At 71.8% G+C, this 911-nt stretch carries 2 protein-coding genes; both read left to right on the top strand.

Annotated elements, in window-relative coordinates; translation table 11 throughout:
- Positions 1–709, top strand: a 709-nt coding sequence (locus tag AC1DWF_RS32920) for a cysteine desulfurase family protein (RefSeq protein ID WP_476842709.1), incomplete at its 5' end; no start/stop codon positions are given.
- Positions 710–715: 6 nt separating this feature from the next.
- Positions 716–911, top strand: a 196-nt coding sequence (locus AC1DWF_RS32915) for an aminotransferase class V-fold PLP-dependent enzyme (RefSeq protein WP_476842708.1), incomplete at its 3' end; no start/stop codon positions are given.

The raw sequence follows: 911 nt of genomic DNA, 5'->3' as shown, positions 1-911 counted from the left end.
GGTCTGCCTGATGGCGGCCAACAACGAATCCGGCGTCCTGCATCCCCTGGCCGAGGTAACGGCCCTCTGCCGGGCGCATGGCGCGCTGCTGCATGTGGATGCCGTGCAGTCGGCCGGACGCATCGGGGTCGAGGCCGTGAGCGCCACCAGCCTCGCCATCTCCGCCCACAAGCTCGGCGGCGTGCCAGGAGCCGGGGCACTGATCCTGGCGCCAGGGCTCCACCTCCCGCCGCTCATCGCCGGCGGAGGCCAGGAGCGTGGGCGGCGCGGCGGCACCGAGCCGCTGCCGGCCATCGCCGCCTTAGGCGCGGCCGTGACCGAATCCTATGACATCCGGCGCATCGCCGCCCTGCGCGACGCCATCGAGGAAGGCCTGCGTCGGATTTCCCCGGAGATCGTTATCGCTGGCGCCGCAGCCCCGCGCCTGCCCAACACCAGCCTGGCCGTCCTGCCGGGCATGCCTGCCGAGACCCAGGTGATCGCGCTGGACCTGGCCGGCATCCGGGTCTCGGCCGGCTCGGCCTGCTCCTCCGGCAAGGTCGCGGCCTCGCATGTGTTGGAGGCGATGGGCTTCGGCGCCCATGCCGGCTGCGGTATCCGCATCTCGCTGCCCTGGAACGCTGATGACGACGCCCCCGAGCGTTTCCTCACGGCCTATGCCGCCATGCATGCGCGCCTCTCGTCACGCCGCGGCACCGGCTCCACATAGTCTCCCATGCGCCCGAACCGCCCCATCTACCTCGACCACCACGCGACGACGCCGATGGACCCGCGCGTCCTCGCCGCCATGCGCCCCTGGTGGGAGGAGAATTTCGCCAATCCCCACTCCGTCGAGCACGCGCTCGGCCGGGCGGCGGAAGAGGCAGTGGAAACAGCGCGCGAACAGGTCGCCGAGCTGATCGGGGCAGAGC

The organism is Aminobacter sp. P4_D5, assembly GCF_056401815.1.
This window is presented reverse-complemented; position numbering and strand designations above follow the sequence as displayed.